The organism is Streptomyces ziwulingensis, from assembly GCF_039542605.1.
Lineage (GTDB): Bacteria > Actinomycetota > Actinomycetes > Streptomycetales > Streptomycetaceae > Streptomyces > Streptomyces ziwulingensis.
Map to the genome: position 1 here is coordinate 90,454 of NZ_BAABIG010000024.1, position 18,649 is coordinate 109,102.

Annotated in this window: 16 protein-coding genes; 6 read left to right on the forward strand and 10 right to left on the reverse strand. The window is 73.1% G+C overall.

The genetic code is table 11. The features are described from left to right. Positions 1-20: 20 nt before the first annotated feature. Together ABEB00_RS14120 and ABEB00_RS14125 are read right to left on the reverse strand one after the other, a co-directional pair. Positions 21-1,022: an MASE1 domain-containing protein gene (locus ABEB00_RS14120; protein WP_425586485.1), complete on the reverse strand. Its 1,002-nt coding sequence runs from the start codon at positions 1,020-1,022 to the stop codon at positions 21-23. 101 nt (positions 1,023-1,123) lie between these two features. Further along, positions 1,124-1,969 (reverse strand): PP2C family protein-serine/threonine phosphatase, encoded by an 846-nt coding sequence (locus tag ABEB00_RS14125; protein ID WP_345619898.1) that lies wholly within the window; start codon positions 1,967-1,969, stop codon positions 1,124-1,126. Positions 1,970-2,264: 295 nt separating this feature from the next. Between ABEB00_RS14125 and ABEB00_RS14130 the strand changes: the two genes are divergently transcribed. Further along, positions 2,265-3,569, forward strand: a complete 1,305-nt coding sequence (locus ABEB00_RS14130) for a cytochrome P450 (protein ID WP_345619899.1) — start codon at positions 2,265-2,267, stop codon at positions 3,567-3,569. 6 nt (positions 3,570-3,575) lie between these two features. Here ABEB00_RS14130 and ABEB00_RS14135 read toward each other — a convergent pair whose 3' ends face one another. After that, entirely contained in the window at positions 3,576-4,022 is a 447-nt protein-coding gene (locus tag ABEB00_RS14135; RefSeq protein ID WP_345619900.1) for a hypothetical protein, read from the reverse strand. A 967-nt stretch (positions 4,023-4,989) separates the two neighbouring features. Here ABEB00_RS14135 and ABEB00_RS14140 point away from each other — a divergent pair. The 3 genes from ABEB00_RS14140 to ABEB00_RS14150 are packed head-to-tail and all read left to right on the forward strand — an operon-like array spanning position 4,990 to position 6,981. Beyond that, positions 4,990-5,865, forward strand: coding sequence for a helix-turn-helix domain-containing protein (locus ABEB00_RS14140; protein WP_345619901.1), 876 nt, complete (start codon positions 4,990-4,992; stop codon positions 5,863-5,865). 3 nt (positions 5,866-5,868) lie between these two features. Further along, positions 5,869-6,105: a DUF397 domain-containing protein gene (locus ABEB00_RS14145; RefSeq protein WP_345619902.1), complete on the forward strand. Its 237-nt coding sequence runs from the start codon at positions 5,869-5,871 to the stop codon at positions 6,103-6,105. A 60-nt stretch (positions 6,106-6,165) separates the two neighbouring features. Then, positions 6,166-6,981, forward strand: coding sequence for an SAM-dependent methyltransferase (locus ABEB00_RS14150; RefSeq protein WP_345619903.1), 816 nt, complete (start codon positions 6,166-6,168; stop codon positions 6,979-6,981). A 67-nt stretch (positions 6,982-7,048) separates the two neighbouring features. Here the strand turns inward: ABEB00_RS14150 and ABEB00_RS14155 are convergent, their stop codons facing one another. The 6 genes from ABEB00_RS14155 to ABEB00_RS14180 all read right to left on the reverse strand — a co-directional run bounded on the left by ABEB00_RS14155 (position 7,049) and on the right by ABEB00_RS14180 (position 13,033). Continuing rightward, a complete protein-coding gene (locus ABEB00_RS14155; protein WP_345619904.1) occupies positions 7,049-7,816 on the reverse strand; it encodes a class I SAM-dependent methyltransferase in 768 nt (255 codons plus the stop codon). 113 nt (positions 7,817-7,929) lie between these two features. Then, complete coding sequence (locus ABEB00_RS14160; RefSeq protein ID WP_345619905.1) at positions 7,930-9,138, reverse strand: aminotransferase class V-fold PLP-dependent enzyme; 1,209 nt, start codon at positions 9,136-9,138, stop codon at positions 7,930-7,932. Then, entirely contained in the window at positions 9,135-10,472 is a 1,338-nt protein-coding gene (locus ABEB00_RS14165; RefSeq protein WP_345619906.1) for a pyridoxal-phosphate dependent enzyme, read from the reverse strand. The genes ABEB00_RS14160 and ABEB00_RS14165 overlap by 4 nt, the downstream gene beginning before the upstream one ends. Beyond that, positions 10,469-11,971 carry a Y4yA family PLP-dependent enzyme gene (locus ABEB00_RS14170; RefSeq protein WP_345619907.1) on the reverse strand — a complete coding sequence of 501 codons (1,503 nt, stop codon included), beginning with the start codon at positions 11,969-11,971 and terminating at the stop codon, positions 10,469-10,471. The genes ABEB00_RS14165 and ABEB00_RS14170 overlap by 4 nt, the downstream gene beginning before the upstream one ends. 224 nt (positions 11,972-12,195) lie before the next feature. Beyond that, positions 12,196-12,669, reverse strand: a complete 474-nt coding sequence (locus ABEB00_RS14175) for an ATP-binding protein (RefSeq protein ID WP_345619908.1) — start codon at positions 12,667-12,669, stop codon at positions 12,196-12,198. 172 nt (positions 12,670-12,841) lie between these two features. After that, complete coding sequence (locus ABEB00_RS14180) at positions 12,842-13,033, reverse strand: hypothetical protein (RefSeq protein WP_345619909.1); 192 nt, start codon at positions 13,031-13,033, stop codon at positions 12,842-12,844. A 358-nt stretch (positions 13,034-13,391) separates the two neighbouring features. Here ABEB00_RS14180 and ABEB00_RS14185 point away from each other — a divergent pair, with 358 nt between their 5' ends. Continuing rightward, positions 13,392-14,270, forward strand: a complete 879-nt coding sequence (locus ABEB00_RS14185) for an SDR family oxidoreductase (RefSeq protein WP_345619911.1) — start codon at positions 13,392-13,394, stop codon at positions 14,268-14,270. Between the two features lie 30 nt (positions 14,271-14,300). On the opposite strand, the gene ABEB00_RS14190 is transcribed toward ABEB00_RS14185, so the two are convergent. Then, entirely contained in the window at positions 14,301-14,675 is a 375-nt protein-coding gene (locus tag ABEB00_RS14190) for a hypothetical protein (RefSeq protein WP_345619912.1), read from the reverse strand. Between the two features lie 381 nt (positions 14,676-15,056). Here ABEB00_RS14190 and ABEB00_RS14195 point away from each other — a divergent pair, with 381 nt between their 5' ends. Beyond that, positions 15,057-18,440, forward strand: coding sequence for an RHS repeat-associated core domain-containing protein (locus tag ABEB00_RS14195; RefSeq protein WP_345619913.1), 3,384 nt, complete (start codon positions 15,057-15,059; stop codon positions 18,438-18,440). The last annotated feature ends 209 nt before the right edge of the window (positions 18,441-18,649 follow it).

Sequence of the window (18,649 nt, forward strand, 5' to 3'; positions counted from 1 at the left end):
CGGTCACGGCGGCTCCGCTCTCACGGTGGCCGGCCGTCGCCGCCGGGCGGTCGCCTGGGCGGGGACTCCCCCGCGGTCAGGTGGTCCAGCGCCTCGACCAGTTCCTGGCAGGCGCGGGCGATGGAGCGCCTGGTGTCGCGCTGCTCGGTGATCAGCGCGGACAGCAGGAGCGCGGTCAGGGCCATGGTCCCGTTGAACGCCTGCAGCTTCATCATGGTCTGGACGTCGGTCAGCCCCGCGAACGCCCCGGTCCGCTCGGTCGCCGCGAAGCCGGCCAGGACGGAGGCGAGCAGGGCGCACAGCATGCTGCCGGCCAGTTCGAACCGGAGCGCCGCCCAGATCACGAGGGGGTAGACCAGGAACAGCAGGCTCAGGGAGCTGAGCGCGGCCGGCGTCACCAGGCAGCAGGCGACGGCCGCGAGCGCCAGGGCCTCCGGCCACCGGGTGGCACGGGGAGGGGCCCGGCGGGCCCGGTGGAGCAGGAGGAGCAGCGGCGTGACGATGACGACCCCCATGGCGTCGCCCACCCACCAGGCCAGCCAGACCGGCAGCAGGCCGTCGGTGTCGACCTTGCCGGACAGGGCGAGGACCCCGACGCCGACCGTGGCGCTGACCAGCATGCCCGTGAGGGCGCCCAGGAAGACCAGGCAGAGCCCGTCGCGCACCCGGCCCAGTTCCGTGCGGAACCCGGCCCGGCGCAGCATGAGGTAGGCGAGGAAGGGGGCGGCGGTGTTGCCGAGCAGAATGCCGAGCACGGAGAGGCGCAGTACCGCGAGGGAGCCGACGACGGACAGCGCGCCCAGCGCGATGCCGGGGACCGCGCGTACCCCGAGGATCAGCAGGAAGGCGAGGGCGACGCCGGTGGGCGGCCAGATGGGGGTCACCACCGCGTCCCCCACGACGAGCCGGCGGATCAGTCCGAGCCGCCCCGCCGCGTAGTAGCAGGCCGCGACACCCAGCGTCTCCAGGACGAGGACGACTGGTCGCGGCCAACCACGGATTCCCACCACCACGACAGCCATCAGACACCGGCACGGCGGGGGCGGCCACGCGAGCGCCGCCGCACTCCGCGCCGCCCCTCGCGGCCGTACTGCCTCCGCCGGACCGGGCGGACCGGGCGGGTCTACGGCGTTCCGGGCCTGCCGGGTCCGTCCCTCCCGTCGTGGCCCACGACCAGGACGGCCGCGTCGTCCTCGTGTCCCACCCGCTCCGCGTTCTTGATCACCGCGGCGGCCAGCGAACCGGCCTCCAGGCCCGCGACCGCGGCGATGCCGGCCAGCCGCACGACCTGGTCGAGCCCCTCCTCGATGGGGAGCGCGGGTCCCTCCACGACACCGTCGGTGAGCAGCACGAAGACGCCGCCCGTGGTGAGCCGGTAGCGGGTGACCGGATAGTCCATGCCCTCCAGGACGCCGAGCGGCGGGCCGCCCTCGTCCTTGGACACCCCGGACCTGCCGTCCGCCGTCGCCCAGACGCACGGGGTGTGTCCGGCCCGCGCGCTCTCCACGATCCCGGTGGCCGGGTCGAGCCGCATGAAGGTGCAGGTGGCGAAGAGGTCGCCGCCCAGCGAGAGGAGCAGGTCGTTGGTCCGGGCGAGCAGGTCGCCGGGGTCGCTGGTGACGGCGGCCATGGCCCGCAGGCCCACCCGGACCTGTCCCATGAACGCCGCCGCGTCGATGGTGTGGCCCTGGACGTCGCCGACGGACAGTCCCACCCGGCCGTCGGGCAGGACGAAGGCGTCGTACCAGTCCCCGCCCACGTTGAGCCCGGAGAAAGCGGGCGCGTAGCGGACGGCCAGGTGGATGCCGGGAACGGTGGGCATGTCGCCGGGGAGCATGCCGCGCTGGAGGGCGACGGCCAGCTCCACCCGCGACCGCTGCAGCTCCGCGTGGCGGCGCGCCTGAGTGGTCAGCGAACCGAGCCTGGCGAGCAGCTCGTCGCCGCCCGGTGCGGGGCGCTTGCGGAACATACGTCTCTCCGGAGGATGAACCCGTTCAGGACGCCCACCCGAGCCGCCCTTTTGTCACTCTTTGAGCGTACCCATGACCCACGAGACGCGGGGCGGCCGTCACGGTCGCTGCCACCGGCGCGCGGTCCGCAAACCCGGCTCCCAGTGGCATAGACCACGTCCGAAGAGCGATTGCGGAAGGGAACATTCCGGGAAGCCTCAAGGCGCTCATGATCAGCTCGGTGTCCGATTCGAAAGGGAGCCTCACTCCGTGCCGCCCACAGCGCCTCCCCCCATCCCCAGAGCAGCGGGCTCGGTGCCGCTGCTGGGTCACGCGATACAGCTCCTGCGCGACAACCTCGGCTTCATCGCCTCACTGCGCACCAGGTACGGCCCGCTGGTCGAGATCACCCTCCAGCCCGGCACCCGCACCCTGATCGTCCAGGACCCCGCCCTGGTCCGCACCATGCTGACCGACCTCGGCCCCAGCCTCGACAAGGGCCGCTTCTTCGAGAAGATGGGGCAGTTGCTGGGCGACTCCGTGGTCACCGCCGCGGGGCAGGAACACGTACGCAAACGCCGCCAGCTCCAGCCGGCCTTCGCCCCGCCCGAGATCGCCCGCTACGTCGACACCATGCGCGCCGAGACGGACGCCGTCGTCGACGACTGGACGCCCGGCCGTCCGCTCGACGTCCGGGAGGCGATGGTGGGGCTCTCCCTCGACATGCTGGCCAAGACGGTGTTCTCCGGGAGCCTGGACGAGACGACCTTCCGCCGGCTGCGCGCGGACCTGTCGGTGGTGATGAACGGCGTCGGCGCGCGCGTCATGCTGCCCGACTGGTTCGAACGCCTGCCGCTGCCGGTCAACCGGCGCTTCCTCGCGGCCCGTGACGCCGTGCGGGCCACCGTCGAGCGGGCCGTGGGCGAGCTGGAGGCGTCCGGGCACGACACCGGCGACATGCTCTCCCTGCTGCTGCGCACCACGGACGAGGAGACCGGCCGCCCCTTGTCCGGGCACCAGATCTGCTCCGAGATCCTCACCCTGGCGGTGGCCGGCACCGAGACCACCGCCTCGGTGCTCTCCTGGGTGCTGTACGAGCTGGCCCGCCATCCCGGGGTCGAGCGGCGCGTGCTGGCGGAACTCGACGAGGTCCTCGGCGGCCGGCCGATCACCTTCGGCGACCTCACCCGGCTCCCCTACCTGGACCGGGTCGTCCAGGAGACGCTGCGGCTGCACCACACCGGCTGGCTGGTCACCCGCCGTACGGTCACCGAGACCCGGCTCGGGCAGTGGTCGGTGCCCGCCGGCACGGAGCTGGCGTACTGCCAGCACGCCCTCCACCGCGACCCGGCGCTCTTCCCGGCCCCCGAGCACTTCGACCCGGACCGCTGGCTGGACGACTCCCAGGCCAGGGCGTACACACCGCAGGCGTTCCTGCCGTTCGGCGCGGGCCGGCACAAGTGCATCGGGGAACGCTTCGCGCTCACCGAACTGGTCACGGCCGTCGCGACGATCCTGCGGCGGGTACGGCTCGAACTCGCCCCGGGCCGGACGGTACGGCCGGTGGCCCGGGCCACCGTACGGCCCAGGACGCTGCTGATGACGGTACGGCGGCGGTAGCCGGGCTCAGCCGGCGGTGAGTGTCCAGCGCGGGGCGCTGCCGGCGAGGCGGCAGGTGAGGAAGTAGAGCGGAAGGGGAGGGGTGTACGGGGAGCCGGCCCGGGGCGCGTGGAGCAGGCCGGGGCGTTGCGCTTCCGGTCTCGCGCCCTGGGTGCGGGTCCAGGACGGGTCGGTGAGGCGGGCGCCCACGGCGTAGCGGGCGGTGGGCGGCCACTCGACGCCGATCTGCGAGCCGGAGGGGACGATCCACCACCAGCGCCGGTCGTCGGCGAAGACGCAGCCCACCCGCGGCAGGCTGTGCAGCATCCGTTCACCGTGCTCGCGGGGCAGGCCCACGGCGTCGTAGCCGAGGTCCGCGGCGAGCCGGGCGGGGAGCCGCAGCCGTCCGGTGCGGTCGGGCGGGCAGGGCGGCGGCGGGGCGGCATGGGGGTGGGAGAGGTTCGATCGGTCCATGGGCACGAGTCCTTCGGCCGAGTGGGGTGGGCCGGATACGGCGTGGGGGCGTCGGGGTGGCGGTTGCGGCGGTGGAGTTGCCGGCGGTGCGGGCGCGCCGGTGGGGCCGGAGGGCTGTCCGGGAGCCGGTCGCGGAGGGGGCGTGGCCGGAGGGACGGGGACGGGTCCGTCACCGGCCCGGCGGCCCGGCCGGCCGGTCCGGGGCGGCGCGGTGGGTGCCGGCTGCCCGGCCGCGGCCGGGTCTGACGACCCGGGTGTCGGTGGGAGGTCCGGACCGTACGGCCGCGGGGTGGCGGCCGGCGCGCGGGCGTCCGGGTGCTGCCCGCCGGGCCGCGCCGGCGGCGGCCGGGGTGGCCGGCGGACCGGGGACGGGGGTCCGGTGGGACGCCGGGGCGAAGAGGTTCCCGGAGGCGAGACGGTCGGGGCCGTGGGGCCCGGGGAGTCGACCGGTGTACTCGCCTCCGGGGTGTCGTGGGGACGGTGTCCGCTCCGGTGGTCGACCGGAGGACTCGCCCCCACGCGGCCACCCGGCACGCCCGGCCCACGGGGGCCGAGGGGGGTGGCACGGACGGGGTGGTGTGCCGGACGGCCTCTTTCCGGTCGGCCGGTGCCCCGGCCGGGAGGGAAAGGACCGTGTCATCGCCACTGCCTCTCGTTGCCTGCGCACCGGGTGCCGAGCGGGCCCGGGGCGCGTGGGCGGGTGGTGCGGATCGCCAACCGGAACGCGCGTCCGGCCGCGCCGGAACGCAGCCCGGTCTCCCTCGACCGGGTCGTGTCCACCCGGTTCCTGGCGGGAACCGCAGCGGTGACTCCACTGTGGCACCACTCAACCGCGCATCGCAACCGGCAAGTTGAAATTTGCAAGTGTCTGCGTGCATGCTGCTCAGGCGGCGGCCCGACCGATGTGTCCGCGTCAAGTGAGCACATGAGACGGTGGCCCCGGACATCAGCGAACGAAGGGGCGAGCGTGACGGCGGAGACCGACTGGGGCGGCGCCCCCTCCGTGCTGCGCATGATCCTCGGCAAGCAGTTGGAGGAGTTGCGGAACCGGGCCGGTCTCTCCTACGAGGAGGCGGGCGAGGCCATCGGCGTCAGCCACTCCACGATCCGCCGGATGGAGGCCGCCAAGGTCGCCCGGCTGCGGCTGACCGACGCGGAGAAACTGCTCCAGGTCTACGGGGTGAGTGACCGGCAGGAGATCGACACCTTCCTGAAGTCGGTCCGTGAGGCCAACAAACGCGGCTGGTGGCACACCTACCGCGATGTGATGCCCGACTGGTTCGCCGCCTATCTGAGCCTGGAGCAGGCGGCCCTGCAGATCCGCGCCTACGAACCGCAGTTCGTCCACGGGCTGCTCCAGACCAAGGCGTACGCCCGCGCGCTGCTGGGCGCGGGCAACCCGCACGCCCCCTCCGGTGCCACCGAGCGCCGGGTCGCGCTGCGGATGCGCCGCCAGGATCTCCTCACCCGCGCGGCCCCGCCCCGGCTGTGGGTGGTGATGGACGAGACCGTGCTGCGCTGGCCGGTCGGCGGCGCGGACGTGATGCGCGCGCAGATCGACCACCTGATCGAGGTCAACCGCCTGCCGCAGGTGACCGTGCAGATCATGCCGTTCGGGAACGGGCCGCATCCCGCGATGCGGGCGGGCGCGTTCCATCTGTTCCGGTTCCGGGCCCGTGAACTGCCCGACATCGTCTACCTCAACGGCCTGGTGGGGGCGGTGTACCTGGACAAGCGCGACGACGTCGTGGTGTACCGCGAGGCCCTGGACCGGCTGGGCGCCCAGGCGACGCCCGCCGGCAGGACCGAGGCCGTCCTCGGCAGGATTCGCAAGGAGCTGTGATTCGTGCAGGCGCACATCCGCAACGGCGTGCCGTCCCGGGAACTCGACGGGCTCGGCTGGTGCAAGCCGTGGAGCGACGACCAGGGGGGCGCGTGCGTCGAGGTGGTGAAGCTGGCCGACGGACGGGTCGCGGTGCGCCAGTCCACCGACCCGGACGGGCCGGCCCTGGTGTTCAGCGCGCACGAGATGACGCGTTTCGTGACGGGTGTGAAAGCCGGGGACGCGGACTTTCTGCTCTGAAGTGTGCTTTCTTTGTTGCGCGTTGGCCAGAACATCACCACCTGAAGGGGAGGGACGACGGTGCCCGACAACGGATGGCCCGCCGACCGCATCGACACCGAGAACGCGCACTCCGCGCGGATCTACGACTACATCCTCGGCGGCAAGGACTTCTACCCGGCGGACCAGGAGGCCGGTGACGCCATGTCCCGGGAGTGGCCCGCCCTGCCGGTCCACATGCGCGCCAACCGCGACTGGATGAACCGCGCCGTGCGCTGGCTGGCCGAGAAGGCCGGCGTCCGTCAGTTCCTGGACGTCGGCACCGGCATCCCCACCTCCCCCAACCTCCACGAGATCGCCCAGTCGGTGGCCCCCGACGCGCGGGTGGTCTATGTGGACAACGACCCCATCGTGCTCACCCTCTCCCAGGGCCTGCTCTCCAGCACGCCCGAGGGCCGGACCGCGTACATCGAGGCCGACTTCCGCGACCCGGCGAACATTCTCGACGCCGCCGAACTGCGGGAGACCCTGGACCTCACGCGGCCGGTGGCGCTGACGGTGATCGCCATCGTCCACTTCGTGCTGGACGAGGACGACGCGGTCGGCATCGTGCGCCGGCTCCTGGAGCCGCTGCCCCCGGGGAGTTTTCTCGCGATGTCGATCGGCACCGCGGAGTACGCCCCGCAGGAGGTGGGCCGGGTCGCCCGCGAGTACGCCGCCCGCAACATGCCGATGCGGCTGCGCACCCTCGACGAGGCCCACGAGTTCTTCGAGGGCCTGGAACTGGTCGAGCCGGGCATCGTGCAGGTGCACAAGTGGCACCCGGACGGTCTGGGCGAGGAGGGCATCCGGGACGAGGACATCGCGATGTACGGGGCGGTCGCCCGCAAGCCGTGACCCACTCGCGGCTCCCGCGCGCCCGGCCCCCGCGGCGTCCGCCCGACCGGACGCCGCGGGGGCCGTCTCAGCCCTTGACGGCCACCAGTACGCAACTGTCGCCGAACTGCCAGACCGGGGTGACGTGCCGGAAGCCCGCCGTGCGCAACAGCTCGGCGTGCCGGGCGGCGCAGACCTGCTCGGTGCCGCCGCCCCCGCCCGGGGCCGGCCGGCGCCGCTCGCGCTGCGCGAAGAGGTCGGCCAGTTCGGGGTCCTGGGCCGCCGCGGCCCACCAGGACCCCCAGTCCTCGTGCCGGTGGCCGCCCGTCCGCTCGGCGCGCCGCCGGCCGACCTGCGCGGTGATCTGGGCGCAGGGCGCGGCCGCCGGCGGGAAGTGGTCGCCGTTGACGAGGACGCCGCCGGGGCGCAGCAGGGCCGCGACGGCGCGGTAGGTGTCCAGCAGGGTGGGTTCGTCCAGGTAGTGCAGGGCGGTCGTCGACACGGCGGCGTCCACCGGGCGGACCAGCTCCAGCGAGCGCGTCCAGCCGTCCGCGCCGATCACCGCGTCGACGTAGCGGGCGGCGTCCGCGTGGTGGGTGCGTCCCAGCTCCAGCAGTACGGGGTCCATGTCGACGGCGACGACCTCCGCGCCGGGCAGGCGGCGGACGAGCCGGGCGGAGAGGGAGCCGGGGCCGCAGCCCAGGTCGAGCAGGAGCGGCCGGGAGCGGCCGGCCGCGATGTGTTCGACCACGTCCGTGATCACGGTGAACCGTTCCTCGCGGTCGACCGCGTACCGCCGCTGCTGCCGCTCCCAGCGCTCCACCCACATCTTGGCCGTCGCCATGCTCACGCCCATCTGGTCGCGCCACCTCTTCCGTCTCTCGCCTGTCGGGGCACCTGTCGGGCCACCGCAGAATCTACAGGTGGAAACGGTTATCACTTACCACTGCGGGTCGCCGCCGGACCGGGTCAGGCGAGTGACTCCAGGACGGTCAGCAGCCGGTCGATCTCCTCGACGGTGTTGTAGACGTGCAGACTCACCCGGACCGCCCCGTCCTCGGCGCTCGCGCCCGCCTGGCAGAGGCTGTCGGCGCGCACCATGAAGCCGTGGCCGAAGAGGATGAACCCGAGGTCGTCGGAGGGGATGTCGCGGTGCCGGAAGGTGACGATGCCGTGCCGCCGCTGCGCCGCCGGCAGCGCCGAGCCGGCCGCCAGGCTCGCGGGACAGCCGCGGATCTCGTAGGCGTCGAGCCGGCGCAGGCGGTCGGTGAGGCGGGTGGTGAGCCAGGCGGTGTGGCGGGCGATCCGGTCGGGGCCGGCCTCGTCCAGCCAGTCGAGGGCGGCGAGCAGCGAGACGATGCCCACGGTGTTCGGGGTGCCCGGCCAGCCGGCGGGCCGCAGCACCGGTCCGCGGGCGTTGCGCGCCCACACCGCTCCGGTGCCGGGCAGGGCCATCGCCTTGTGCCCGGAGAAGACCACGAAGTCGACGTCGAGCGCCGGGTCGTTCACCCGGACGGGGAGGTGGCCGACGCTCTGGGCGGCGTCCAGGCAGATCGGCACGTCGGGGCCGACGGCGGCCCGCAGCCGGTGCACGTTCATGTCGCCGCCGTAGACGTGGTGGACGTGGGTGGCGGCGACGAAGCGGGTGCGGGGACCGATCACCTCGGCGAGGGCACGGTGGTCGTAGTCACCGGAGGCCGCCTGGTGGGGCAGCGCCCGTACCCGCACCGCGACACCGCGCCCGGCCAGCGACCGCGCGGCCTCCAGCCAGGGGTCGAGGTTGGCCCGGTGGTCGGCGAACGGGACGAGGATCTCGTCGCCGTCGGCGAGGTGCGGCGCGAGCCAGTCGCGGGCGACGGTGCGCAGGCCCTCGCTGGTCCCGCTGGTGAAGTGGACGGCCGAGCGGTCCGGCGCGGGGTCGTGGAGGAACTCCTTGACCCGCCGCCGGGCCTGTTCGACCAGGTCGGTGGTGCGGTTGGCCCACGGGTAGGCGCCCCGGCCCGCGTTGGCGTTCGAGGTGGTCAGGTAGGTCTGGACGGCGTCCAGCACGGCCTGCGGCTTCTGCGAGGTGGCGGCGCTGTCCAGGTACGCCAGCTCCGGATGGGCGGTGACGATGGGGAACTGCTCGCGCCAGCGCGCCCCGGGTTCCGCGCCCGGCGGCGGGTACCCCGCGCTCACTCCCGCACCAGCGGGGCGCCCGCGTCCCGCCAGGCCACGATGCCGCCCTCCAGGCTCCGTACGTCCGGATGCCCCAGGCGGGTCAGCGCCGCGGCGTGGCGCAGCGACTTCTCCCCGACGGGGCAGGCCAGCAGTACGGGGGTCCGTTTGCTGAACGGGAGTCCGCCGCGCAGCAGTTCTCCGAAGAGTTCGTCGGCGATGTTGACCGAGCCCTCGATGTGCAGGGCGGCGTAGGCGTGCGGGCCGCGCAGGTCGACGACGAGCGGACGCGGCTCGCCGGCGGCGATCCACCGCCGGGCCTCGTCGGGACCGACCGCCTTCGCCTCCGCCCGTGCCTCGGTGCCGCTCAGGTCCCGGGACGGGTGGTCGCGGCGTGGCCGGCCGAGGAGTTCGGGGCGGCGCAGGCGGACGTAGCTGAGATAGCTCTCGGCGCGGTCGCACACGATGAAGACCGCGCTCTGCCGCTCGCCGGTGCCGTCCAGTTCCGCGTCGACGTCCCGCAGGTGCCGTACCGCGCCGTGGTAGGCGGCGCCGCCGGTCGGCCCGGAGAGCAGTCCGCAGCGGCGGATGAGGGTGACCATGCCGTCGATGGCCTCCTGCGAGGTGACCGCGGCGAGGGTGTCGTACGTGGCGGGGTCGAACAGGCCGACCTGGTGGACCTCGTCGATGGTGCGGATACCGGGGATGAAGTCGGACTTGTCGGCCACCAGGCCGAGGACGCGCACGTCGGGGTCGTGTTCGCGCAGGACGCGGGCGACGCCGGTGGAGGAGCCCGCCGTGCCCACGCAGGCGACGAACCAGTCCGGGACCCGTCCGTCCAGGTCCTTGACGATCTCGGGTCCGGTGCCGGCCGCGTGCGCCTCGGCGTTGCGCGGGTTGAAGTACTGGTCGGTGTGCAGGTAGGTGCTTCCGGGTTCGGAGAGCACCTGGTGGAAGCGGGTGAGCGGATCGTCGGTGTCCATCGGGTCCAGACACTCGCTCTGCCCCGGCAACTCCTCGATCTCGGCGCCCAGCAGCAGGAGCAGCTCCTTGATCTCGGGGACCCGCATCCGGTTGGTGACGCTCTTGAACTTCAGCCCGTGCATACCGGCCAGGAGGGCCAGGGCCTTGGCGGTGTTGCCGCTGGAGAGTTCCACCACCGTGGCGTCGGTGCCGGCCGCGCCGGTGAGGTGCGGGCGGGCCATGTGCCAGGCGGGCCGGTCCTTCACGGAACCAAAGGGGTTGAGCATCTCCAGTTTGGCGTAGAGGTCGATGTGGCGCAGTCCGTGCACGGCCGGGTCGATGCGGACCAGCGGTGTGTTGCCGATGGCCTCGATGACGCTGTCGTATCTCATGACGGCACTCCCCCCGGGTGTGCGAGCGGCCAGTAGTCCTCGTCCGGGCACCAGCGCCAGTCGCCGCCGTCCGCCTCGACGGCCACCGTCCGGGCGAGCGGCTGCCGTTGCGCGTGGTGGGCGTGGAAGTCCATGGCGTATCCCGCGGTGTTGACGAAGGCCAGCAGGTCCCCGGCGCGCGGCAGTCGGGGCAGGTGGACCAGGCGGCGGGTGATCAGATCAGCCTCCAGACAGAGATTGCCGACGAGGTGGACCCCGGCCGGCCCGTCCTCGGCACGGCCCTCCTCGGGTCCGCCGCGCGGCAGCAGCACGGGGTCGACGAGGACGCCGTGCTCCTCCAGGCTGACGTCTCCCGCGTTCATGCCGAGACGCACCAGGTGCCGGCGGGGGTCGTCGCCGGTGGGCCGCACGTCCAGCACCCGTGCCAGCGACAGGCCGCACTGGTCGACGAGGGCGCGGCCGGGCTCGACGTACAGGTCGTGGAGGTGCTCCAGGAGGAGGGTGGCGGCCGGCCGGCCGAGGACCGGGGCGGTGTGGGAGAGGAGCGCGTCGAGGTAGCCGGGGCCGGCGGTTCGGCGGTGGGCGGGGTAGAGCGCGGCCGTGCCGCGTACCGTGCCGCCCTCGTTGCGCAGGCCGTAACCGTGGCCGCGCCAGGTCAGGGGCGGGCGGGCGCCGAGCACCGCTTCGCTGAGCGCGGTGGTCCAGCGCTCCCACTCCCCCGCGTCCTCGACGTAGCCGACGCCGAAGCCGCCGCCGATGTCGACGGCGCGCGGCGTGAGGCCCCGTGCCCGGCAGTCGTCCATGAGGAGCACACAGCGTTCCAGGGCGCGGGCCTTCTCCTCCACGCCGGTGGTGTCGAGGTGGTAGGCGACGCCGGTGAGGCGGACGGCGTCGGCGTGCCGTTCCAGCGCGGTCCACAGTTCGTCCGCGTCCGCGACGGGGGTGCCGAAGCGGCTGCGGCGGGACAGCAGCCGGGTGCCGACGCCACCGGGTCCTGCGGCCGACTCGAAGCCGGAGAGGCGTACCAGGACGTCGGTCCTGCCCGGCCCGTACTTCCGGACCAGGGCGGCCAGTTGGTCCAGTTCGCCGGGTGAGTCGAGGTTGACGGTCGCTCCCGTGCGGGCCGCCAGCCACAGGAACTCGGCGTCCTTGGGTCCGGTGGCCATGATCCGGTCCCCGGTGAAACCGCAGCTCAGGGCGTGCTTCAGCTCTTCGAGGGAGGCTACGTCCACGCCGACGGCGGCCGGTTCCTCGGCGGCGAGCCTGCGGATCAGGGCGCTGGAGCCGTTCGCCTTGTGCGCGAAGTAGACGCGGCCGGTGAGGTGGTGGCGGCGGTAGACCGCGCGGAACCGCCCGGCGTTCTCGGCGATGACCTCCGGGAGCAGCAGGTTCAGCGGTGATCCCAGTGCGTCGACCAGCGAGTGCAGGAACGGCCCGGCCCCCAGCAACGAGGCGAGCGGCGGTTCGGTCCGAGGCCTCAGATATAAGGGCACATCCACGAGAAGACCCCCTCCGGGCCGGTCGACCGTCACCGCGACAACCGTTCGGGAGTAGTCGTTTCCAGGTACACCCGGCGCTAAGCCTCAAAAGGGGACGGGTACGGACCTGGCCGGTTCGGCCGCCTCCGGGCGCGGACGCGGCGGCGCGGCCGGAGACGGGCCCGGTGCAGGTCACTCAGGGCCCGGCGAGGCCCGGCACACCATGCGCACGGACCCGGGAGGGGTCAGCGGCGGTGGCCGGACGGGTTCTCGCCCGGGTCGTCGAGCAGGGACACGCCGGCCGTGGTGCGTTTGCCCACCGGCTCCCGGTCCACCTCGAAACTGCTGCACACGGCCATCACGATCTCCAGGCCGTGCTGGCCGATGCGGCCCGGGTCCGCGGGGCGGGCCATCGGCAGCACCGGAGCGCTGTCCCGCACCGTGATGTCCACCCGGTCGTCGACCAGTTCCAGGTGGACCGTGGCCGGGCCCGGCGCGTACTTGCAGGAGTTCGTCAGCAGTTCGCTGACCACCAGTTGCACCACGTCCATGGCGCGGCCGGAGACCGGCACCCCGCACCCGGACCGCAGGTGCGTCACGAACGCACGCGCCAGCTCCCGGGCCCGCGCGATGTCACCCGGTACTCCCTCGAACACCGCCGAGGTCCAGACCGGCCTTTCCCGAAGCCGGTCGCCGCCGTTCTGGGCAGCTCTTTCCATCCGATCCGCCCGCTTCCTGAGCTTCGACCGTCACGGCAGCCGGGTACCCAGAAAAACGCGGAGCATGGGAATCGGCCCGATCCGATCACCCTCGGGCGTGCGCGGAACCTTTCGATCACCCGGCGCGGACGGCACCCACGACGGGAAGGCGCTGGTCAGCGGGCTCCCCGGGTCATCTGGAGGGGGTGCGGCCGGAGGGGCGGGGCCGGGCCGCGCGGGTGAGGTTGTTGTACACCCGCCGCAGGTGCTTGGCGACGGGGCACGGAGCGCCGTCCGCCGCGCACTGACGGCACCGGCGGGTGTGCGCCTCGTACTCCTCGCGGGCCTGGTCGAGGGAGGCGGGGGGCTGGTTCAACGGCTGCATGGAGGGCTCCTGGCAGACAGGGAGGCGCGGCCGGCCTCAGCTCGGCGGACACCTGTGATTTCCGGGGGGGGGAGGAGATGGCGGGGGGGGAGGAGATGAGGGGAGGAGGAGATACAGCCTCGACAAGTTGCCTGAGGCTCTCACCTCAGATGATGATCTTGTTACTGCGAGTACGGCAAGCTCCGCCCGGTCACATGCCGGTCACGCCCGCACCCCGAGGCGCGCGGCGCCCGCACGGGCCGCCCGGGGCCGTTTCCGTGGCACTCGCCCGGGAACCCGAGTGCCGGTCCGGGCCCGCCCGGACCGCGCTGCCGAGGACCCAGGACAGCCGCACGACCGAGGAGAAGGGCCGACCACCGTGCACCAGCCGCAGAACCCCGCCCACCGGTATCCGGAGCCCGATCTTCCCGCCCAGGAGCAGCCCCACCCGGGCTGGACCGGGCCGATGGACCCGCCGCCGGACCACGGCGAGGAGAGCTACCGGGGCAGCGGCCGGCTCGACGGCCGCAAGGCCGTCGTCACCGGAGGGGACTCGGGGATCGGCCGGGCGGTGGCGCTGGCCTTCGCCCGTGAGGGGGCCGACGTCCTCTTCACCCACCTCGACGAGGAGAAGGAGGACGCGGCGGAGACGGTGCGCCTGGTGGAGGACGCCGGGCGCCGGGCGGTCGCCGTCCCCTGCGACATCCGCGAGGAGGAGAACTGCCGCGCCCTCGTCGCGCGGGCCGTCGACGCGTTCGGCCGCATCGACATCCTGGTGAACAACGCGGCGTACCAGATGTCGCAGCCGGACGGCATCGAGGCGATCTCCACGGAGCAGTTCGACCGGGTGCTGCGCACCAACCTCTACGGCATGTTCTGGCTGTCCAAGTTCGCCCTGCCGCACATCCCGGAGGGCGGCAGCATCATCAACTCGGCCTCCGTCCAGGCGTACCAGCCGAGTCCGCATCTGCTCGACTACGCGATGACCAAGGGCGCCATCGTCACCTTCACCCAGGGGCTGGCCCAGATGCTGGCCCGGCGCGGCGTCCGGGTCAACGCCGTCGCGCCGGGGCCGGTGTGGACGCCGCTGATCCCCGCGACGATGCCGGACACCGTCGAGTTCGGCAAGCAGGCACCGCTGGGCCGGCCCGCCCAGCCGGCCGAGATGGCGCCGGCCTACGTCTTCCTGGCCTCGCCGGAGGCGTCGTTCATCACCGCGGAGATCGTCAACGCCACGGGCGGCACCCCGCTGCCGTGACGCCCCCCGCCGCCGGGCCCGCCCAGCGGGTCAGCACTCGCCCCGCCAGACCACCTTGGTGAAGGTCACCCCGGGCGCGAAGTCCAGCTTGTACGTCTCGGGCCCGGGGTTGTAGTGCAGGCAGTCCTCCCAGGTGCCGCCGTTGTACGTCCAGGTGAGCTGTATGTGGTCGGCCTCGGGGAAGGGGATGCCGTTGTTGAAGACGGACCGGCCGGAGACGCCGCCGGTCCAGTCGTCCGTGACTCTGAGCACCACCGCGCCGGTCTGGCCCTCACCCGCGTAGACGCAGAAGTTCTCCTTCGGACAGCCGGACGGGTCCGGTTCGGCGGCGGCCACGGGGGCCATGACGGTCACGACGGCGACGGCGGCGGACAGGGCGGCGGTGACGTGGAAAGAGGTGCGCACGGCGGGCTCCCTGGGGTTGTCCCGTACGAGAACGGACGGACTGGCGAAGTGGCGGGCGGGACGGTGGTGCACCCGTGGACACCGGCGGGGCCGGTGCGCCGATGGGGTCCGGGACCGTTCTACCGGCGTGCCTGGGACGGAAGCGACGCTTCCAGGGAAGTGATCACGCCTAGTTGACACGACCGACGTCGGGGCGGCGTCACAGATCACCACGGGTGGGGCAGGAGTGCACCCGCGTTGCCCCTGCTCAAGATTGGCCGTAACTGGCCCGCATATATCCGTGAATTTCGGACCCCTGGTCGGTTGTGAGTGAAGCGTGCCACGTTGAGTGGGCTCAGTGAGCGGACGGACCACTGAGCCCGACTCATCACAGGGGGAACCATGTTCTTCGCACGCCCGCACAAGAGACCTGGGGGCCGCCCGGCCGGCCGGCGCGGCGCACGCCTGCTGACCGCGCTGGTCACGCTGCTCGCCCTCGGCGCCACCGCCGTCCCCGCCGCGGCCGCGCCCGGCCCCGGCCCGGCGCCGGGCGGATCGCACTGGCGCGACCACGGCCGCGCCGCGATGCCGCCGGTCCGCGACGGCGTGACCCGGCCGCCGCGCCAGATGCGCTCCGAGGCGCCCTCGGCGGCCGAACGGGCCTGGTGGGAGCGCGAGTCGCGGCGGCTGCGGGAGGGCCGCCGCCCCGCCGCCGGGGCCTCGGCCGCCGCGCGCGAGGCCGCCTTCGTGCCGCGCGGCCAGGGCGAGGTGCCCTGGCACCGGATAGCGAACTTCCGGATCACCGACGCCCTGGTCGGCCGGATCGACTACTCCACCGGCAATCTGATGCTCGCCGCCACCGACTTCGACATCGCCGGGGTGGGCCAGTCCCTCCGGCTCACCCGGACGTACAACTCCTTCGACGCCCCGGCCGGTCAGATCAGCCGTCCCTGGTGGCTGGGGTACGAACGCAGCCTCGACGTGAGCGGGGCGGACTCGGTCCTGCACTACGACGAGACCGGCGCCACCGTGGAGTTCACCCGGAACGCCGACGGCGGGCTGACCACCCCCGGCGGCTACTCCAAGGACCTCCGCGCGAACGCCGACGGCACCTACACCCTCACCGACCGGGGATCAGGGGCCGCCGACACCTACGACACCACCGGCCGGCTCACCGAGGTCACGGACCCCAACGGCGGTGTCCTCACCGTCACCGCGCACCTCGACGGCGGCGCCGCGGCGGGCTTCAGGCTCACCGAGACCCGCTCCGGCCGCTGGATCGACCTCACCCGCCCCACCGCCACCCGCTGGACGGCCGAGGACAACACGGGGCGGACCGTCGGCCTCGCACTCGCCTCGGACCACGGCAACGTGCTGCGCACCACCGACAGCGCGGGCAAGACGACGTCGTACGGCTACGACGCCGACGGCCGGATCGTCAAGGTGACCACCCCGGAGGGGCGTTCCACCGCCTTCACCTACGACACCGCGGACCGCGTCACCTCCGTCCGCCGGTACGCGGAGAGCGGCGGCGGGAGCGGGCCGACGTACACCTACGCCTACGACACGGCCACGCCGGCCGAGCAGGGCACCAGCAAGGTGACCGACCCGCTCGGGCACACCACCGTCTACGAGCACAACGCGGACGGCGAGGTGCTCAAGGTCACCGACGGGCTCGGGCACGTGCGGTCCTCGACGTACACGAACCGTCTCCTGCAGACCGCCACCGACGCCATGGGGACCGGCAACGGCGGCCCGGGCGGCAACGTGACCACCTACGGCTGGGACGCCCGCAACAATCCCACCTCGGCCGAGCTGCCCACCGGAGCCACGTCCTCCGGGAGCTGGCAGACGGTCGCGGGGGCGGAGCGGCTGACCAGTTCCACCGGCGCCGACGGGGAGAAGACCGAGTTCGCGTACGACGCCGCCGGCAACACCTCGTCCGTCGCCACCACCGGCGCGGGCGGGGGCACCCGCACCTTCACCTACAACGAGGCCACCCCCACCTGCGGCGGCTTCCAGGGGCAGCGCTGCTCGGCCACCGACGCCGACGGCAAGCGGACCGAGTTCCGCTACGACGCGGCGGGCAACCTGCAGCGCGCCACGCCGCCCGCCCCGCTGGGCCCCACCACCTACACCTACGACGCCCTCGGACGCACCGCGACCGTGACCGACGGACGGGGAGTGCAGATCACCTACACCTACGACCGGCGCGACCGGGTGGTGCGGGTCGAGACCACGGGCTCGGTGCCGGTGAGCTACGACTACGACGGCGACGGCAACCTCTCGGTGCGCACGGACGCCACCGGCACCCAGCGCTACCAGTTCGACGCGCTGAGCCGGGAGACGGTCCGCACGCTCCAGAACGGCTCCCAGACCGTGCTGGCCTACACCGCCGACGGCAACGTGGACACCTACACCGACCCGGGCGGGACCACCGACTACGAGTGGGACGCGGCCGACCGGCTGACGGCGCTCACCGGGCCGCAGGGCAAGAAGACGGCCTACGAGTACGACGCCAACGACCACCGCACCCGCACCACCTACCCGGGCGGCACCGTCCAGGCGCAGACCCTGGACAACTCCGGGCGGCCACAGAACATCAAGGTGACCGCACCCTCCGGTGTCATCCTCGACAACCTCTCCTACGAGTACGGCTACGTCTCCGGCGACCAGTCGCTCGACGGGCTGAAGATCCGGGTCCGCACCGACCACCTGGCGAAGACCCGGACCACGTACGACTACGACCCCACCGGCCGGATCTCGCTCGCGGCCGAGACCGACCCGGCGGGCCGCCGCACCTCCTGGCAGTACTGCTTCGACCCGGCGGGCAACCTCACCTCGGAGGGCACCTCGCCCGGCTGCCCCGGCAAGGCCAACTCCTTCACCTACAACGACGCCTCCCAGCTCATCGCCCGCAACGGTGTCACCTCCGGCTGGTCCTACGACGCGGCGGGCAACGAGACGGCCGCCGCGCCCGCGCCGGACACCGCCCGGACCGACGAGCAGTACACCGACCACAACCAGCTCAGGTCGCTGGCGGCCGGCGGCACCACCTACACCGCCCAGTACGCCAGCACCGACAGCAGCGAACGCACCCGGCTGGGCGGCACGACCTTCCACAACGGGCCGCTCGGACTCTCCGGGCAGACGGCCGCGGGCAAGGACACCGAGTTCGTCCGGGAGCCCGACGGCACGCTGAACTCGCTCTCCACCGGGGGACGCAGCCTCTACTACCTGACCGACGTCCTGGGCTCGGTCATCGGCCTGGTGGACGAGTCCGGCAAACGGGTGAACACCTACACCTACACGCCCGGCGGCCTGCCCAGGACCGGCACGAAGGAATCCGTGCCGCAGCCCTACCGGTTCGCCGGCGGCTACCAGGACCCCACCGGCCTCTACCACTTCGGGGCCCGGTACTACGACCCGGGCATCGGACGCTTCACCCAGCTCGACCCGTCCGGCCAGGAGACCAACCCCTACCTGTACGCCGAGGGGGACCCGCTCAACCGCATCGACCCCGACGGTCTCAGCGCCCTCGACAAGATCCTGCTCATCAAGGACCTGACGGAACTGGGCACCGACGCCCTCAACGGGGACGGCAAGGCCCTCGAAGGCGACCTGGTCGGCGCGGTCAGCGGCCTCGCCGCCGAGTCGGCCTGCATGTTCGTGGCCGGCGCGGTGGGCGCGGCGAGCGCCGGGATCGGCGGCGCGATCGTGGCGGGCGGCTGCGCCCTGGCGGGCAATGCCGTCGGCGACGCCGCCAAGGACGCGTACGTCGGGTGAACGCGGACATCCGAACCTTCGACACCGGCTCACGAGACGGGAGGCGCCCGTGACGACCCAGGCAGCGCTCTGGTTCCCCGACGGCACCGCGGGGGTGGTGCTGGCCGCCGTCGCCGTGGCGATGGTGATCACCGGCGTGATCATGGGGCGCCGGTCGGGGAAGTGACCGCGTGAACGGGACCGGTGGCGTGGGTTCTCCCGCGTCGCCG